Source organism: Candidatus Poribacteria bacterium (assembly GCA_021295755.1).
In the GTDB taxonomy this organism is placed as follows: Bacteria; Poribacteria; WGA-4E; order WGA-4E; family PCPOR2b; genus PCPOR2b.
The window spans coordinates 976-5162 of the sequence record JAGWBT010000192.1; the positions used below are offsets into that span (position 1 = coordinate 976).

Genomic DNA, 4187 nt, shown 5'->3' on the forward strand with positions numbered 1-4187 from the left:
CATGATCTAGACGAAGCGAAACGGCACATCGAAATTTTTGAGTTCCTATTTGAGTGCGTTGCTCGGCGGCTAACATTTGCCTGAGCGATGCCGGTTTCACCAAACAACCCTTAACTTGAATCGTAGGGGCGAGGTTGCCTCGCCCGATGAGTTGGGACACCCAACCCCAGTGAGGAGGGACATTATGGCTCGTATTCGAGTGCAAGACGAAAATCGAGAAATCACCGATCACCAAGAGATTCGCGAATTTCTGAAACCGTTCGGCATCTCGTATGAAAAGTGGGATGTCGAAGGGCGTGTTGGTCAGGAGGCGACAAACGAAGAAATTCTGGACGCTTATGCCCCAGAGATCGAGCGTCTCAAGGAACAAGGGGGATTTGTAACGGCAGATGTAATTAACGTCACGCCAGAGACGCCCGGCTTAGACGACATGCTGGCAAAGTTCAACAAAGAACACACACACAGCGAGGATGAAGTTCGCTTCACCATCAAGGGAAGTGGACTCTTTCACATTCATCCAGATAACGCTCCCGTATTTGCAATCCAAGTGGAAAGCGGCGATCTGATCAGCGTGCCAACCGGGACTCAGCACTGGTTCGATCTGTGCGATGACCGCACCATCCGCTGTATTCGCTTGTTTGAGGACACATTGGGTTGGACACCGCACTACGTTGGCAATCCCGTTCATGAGAATTACACGCCTGTCTGCATGGGACCAGCCTACCTATCTCCTGCCAGCGACATTGAGGCTGTGGTAAAAGTCTGATGAAATTTTCCGGACGTGGAATTCTGCTCGATATCGAAGGCACAACTTCGGCGGTCAGCTTTGTCTACGATGTGATGTTCCCTTTCGTGCGCCGCGAATTAGATCAATATTTGTACGCGAATTGGGATTCGGCGACGTTAAACGAGGTGTGCGATCTGATTGCCAAAGACGTAGGTTATGAATCTTTCGTTGCGTGGTGTGGGAGCGAGACTGAGGTAGGCAAACGGCAGCAACTGCTCCGGTCGGAGGTCCTTCGGTTGATGGATGGCGATATTAAAGCGACGGGGCTGAAAGCACTTCAAGGCTTAATCTGGCAGTCCGGCTTTGAAAGTGGCGAAATGCGGGCGCACATCTACGATGATGTTCTGCCTGCGATTCAGGCTTGGAACGATGCCGGGTGCGACGTCCGTATTTTTTCATCTGGGAGCATTGCGGCGCAGCAGTTATTTTTCGGACATACCTTGGCTGGGAATATTCTGCACCTGTTTCGAGGTCATTACGACACAACTACCGGTCCAAAAAAGGAAGCAGCGAGTTACCAAGCAATCGTCAAAGATTTTGGTCTGACGCCAGCGCAGATTCTTTTTTTAAGCGATGTGCTTGATGAGTTAGAGGCAGCCCGCGCCGCCGGGCTACAAACCGGGTTGTGCAAACGTCCGGGCAATGCAAAAGTTGCAGCGGAGCACGGTCAGCCAGAGATTACGTCATTCGACCAGATTGAGATGTCGCGTGAGGTCTAAAGGACATCATTGCTGTGTCGCTAGGTTGGTTGTTTCTATCTAAGAAGTGGCAGCTCTTGCGGCCTCAAACCCCTTAACCGCTGTCTCTAAATCTTCAGTTGTGTGAGATGCAATTACAGAAATCCGTAACCGGCTCGTTCCTTCCGGTACGGTGGGTGGTCGAATAGCAGGGGCGTATACACCGTGTGCAAGCAGAACTTCAGCGAACCGTGACGCGACCTCCACAGTGCCGAGGATCAGCGGAAGAATTTGGGTCTGACTCGGTAGCAGTTGAAATCCTTTTTCCAGCAAAGCATTTTTGAGCAGAAAAACGTTGGATGACAACCGTTGGCGTAATTCAGGGTTGGAACGGATTACGTCAATCGCTGCCGAAGCACCTGCCAACGTGGCGGGTGGGAGACCTGTTGTAAAAATGAATCCCCGCGCTCGATTTATTAGGAAATCAATCAAAGCGGTGCTGCCAGCGACATATCCCCCCAATCCGCCGATCGCTTTGCTTAACGTTCCCATCTGAATAACGCCACGATTTTCCAATCCGAAATGTTCAATTGTCCCGCCACCTGTTTCTCCTAAAACCCCAAAGCTATGTGCGTCATCAACCATTACGGTTGCATCGTATCGTTCAGCTAGCCTACAGATTTCAGGGAGTGGTGCGATGTCGCCATCCATGCTGAAAACGCCATCGGTCACAATGAGCCTGTGTCTGAATTTCATCGATTGTGCTAGCAGCGATTCTAGATGCTCGACATCACAATGCCGATAAATCTGTTTTGTCGCTTGACTGAGGCGGCAGCCATCAATGATGCTTGCATGATTGAGGGCATCACTAAGAATAAGATCGCTCTCGCCTGCTAACACAGGGATTGCTCCGATATTAGCTAGATATCCAGAGCCGAAAACGAGGGCGGCTTCTGTCCCCTTTGCTTTGGCAATTTTTGCCTCAAGTTCGGTGTAAAGGTGACAATTACCTGACATCAGACGGGAGGCGCTAGCACCCGTTCCGTATTTCTGCACAGCTGTAGCAGCAGCTTCAACCACTATCGGGTGCACACTCAAGCCGAGGTAGTTGTTTGATCCGAGCAGAATGACCTCGCGTCCATCAAGCAGAGTGCGCCCGGTTGGTGCTGTCATTATGGAGCGTAGTGATCGCGAAAGCCCAGCTTGATCGAGCTGGGCTAATTCGGATTTCAGCCAGTGCTCTTTAGGCATGGAGTGCCAGAGAGGGATGTTCTGTCAATCAATCATTCTGAGGGGATGCACCTCACGACATCATGCGTGAGGTGTAAAACGAGATGGGGACGTGGTGATTTCAATCGTTCCAAAATGACCTGAAGAATTCATTACGACGAACCTGTTAACTTCTGTGTGACACTGTCCCAACCACTAGGTCCTTTCTCGGAGACCGGCGACGGTATTTTATTGGCGTGAATAACAGTGATGCCGTAATCAAAGACCTCATCAACGGTATATTCGATAGTGTCATAGGTCACTTTTTCGCCCTGTTCCGGCAACCGACCGATAAGTTTGAGTATAAATCCCCCAATCGTATCGGAGCGATCTTTGGGAATGTTTGTGATTAGTGTTGCATTAACTATATCGATTGGTGTTCGCGCATCGAGCGTCCATGAATTATTTCCAAGTACTTCGACGTGTAGCGGCTGCCGTTTGTGGGAATGGCGAATCTCACCCACAATTTGCTCAAGGAGATCGTCCAGCCCTATAAATCCAACGCAGCTACCATGTTCATCAATAATAATTGTTATGGGTTCTGAGGCAAGACGCAATTCTTCAAGTAATTCACCTATCAGCTTTGTTTCTGGGATATAGTATGCAGGCCTGATGAAGGGATCGAGTTCGTTTGTTCCCTGTGGAGCGTACAAAATGTCCATGACACTTACGATTCCTGTTAACCGATCAATCCGTTCTTCATAGACTGGAACAAACTGATAGTTAGAATGCTGTATCATCGCCTTTGTCTGCTCGATCGGCGTGGCAATATGAACCGCCACCATCTCCGATAAGGGAATCATGATTTCCCTTGCAGTTGTGTGCGCAAGAGAAAAAATCCCATGTAACATCCGCGCATCAGCCTCTGAGAAAGCTTTGACATTGTCGAGGACAATCTGTTTAATCTGGTCTGCTTTGGGATCTCCCTTAAGTTTCCGTTTGCCGAATAAGCCGCGTTCCGGTTTAGTTGGACTTGCCAATGCGGGAAGTGTTCGTTTTGGGCGGTTTGCCACAACCAGCGAATCGGTTGTCTTTGTCGTGGTTTCTGAGTCTTTTTCCGTTGACCTAGATCTCTTGTTTTTCAATTGTGTTTCGCTCCCATTTTAGATAATCGAGATAATTCTATTGAAGGAAATTGTACGATACAAAGCCAAAATAATTATAGCACATCTCACGAGTGTCTTTCAAAAAAAAGATCCATCTATTCTAGGCATTTACACCGGACTCAGTTCCATTACTGATTTCTTTTAACCAGGCACCGCTTGGATTACATAGGGAAAATCTATACCAATTCCAAGTATTTGGTCAACCTATTTGCCATATTGGTCCGAACTCCAACGGAGGACTTCCAACACTATAGAAGCTCTAAGTTGCTTTTTTGACCTACTCCCAACCCTCAAGGATTGGGATTCTCGCATTGCTTTGAGAATATCCGTCTCCCGTATAGACACACG

At 48.6% G+C, this 4187-nt stretch carries 4 protein-coding genes and 1 pseudogene (1 of these 5 running past the window's edge); 3 read left to right on the forward strand and 2 right to left on the reverse strand.

Annotation, left to right across the window (positions count from 1 at the left end):
* The 3 genes and pseudogenes from J4G02_21230 to mtnC all read left to right on the forward strand — a co-directional run.
* Positions 1–84 (forward strand): annotated as a pseudogene (locus tag J4G02_21230) (class II aldolase/adducin family protein); it begins 651 nt to the left of the window's first position.
* Between the two features lie 100 nt (positions 85–184).
* Complete coding sequence (locus tag J4G02_21235; GenBank protein ID MCE2397048.1) at positions 185–766, forward strand: acireductone dioxygenase; 582 nt, start codon at positions 185–187, stop codon at positions 764–766.
* Positions 763–1506 (forward strand): acireductone synthase, encoded by a 744-nt coding sequence (gene mtnC, locus J4G02_21240; GenBank protein ID MCE2397049.1) that lies wholly within the window; start codon positions 763–765, stop codon positions 1504–1506. The genes J4G02_21235 and mtnC overlap by 4 nt, the downstream gene beginning before the upstream one ends.
* A 39-nt stretch (positions 1507–1545) precedes the next feature.
* Here mtnC and bioF read toward each other — a convergent pair whose 3' ends face one another.
* Complete coding sequence (gene bioF, locus J4G02_21245; GenBank protein ID MCE2397050.1) at positions 1546–2715, reverse strand: 8-amino-7-oxononanoate synthase; 1170 nt, start codon at positions 2713–2715, stop codon at positions 1546–1548.
* Positions 2716–2846: 131 nt separating this feature from the next.
* The gene (locus J4G02_21250; GenBank protein ID MCE2397051.1) at positions 2847–3818 is read right to left on the reverse strand and encodes a CBS domain-containing protein; all 972 of its coding nucleotides are present in this window, start codon (positions 3816–3818) and stop codon (positions 2847–2849) included.
* Between the last annotated feature and the right edge of the window lie 369 nt (positions 3819–4187).

Bases quoted from the DNA above. Each gene is read 5' to 3' on its own strand.
- J4G02_21235 (MCE2397048.1), top strand. From the start codon at position 185: ATGGCTCGTATTCGAGTGCAAGACGAAAATCGAGAAATCACCGATCAC.
- bioF (MCE2397050.1), bottom strand. From the start codon at position 2,715: ATGCCTAAAGAGCACTGGCTGAAATCCGAATTAGCCCAGCTCGATCAA.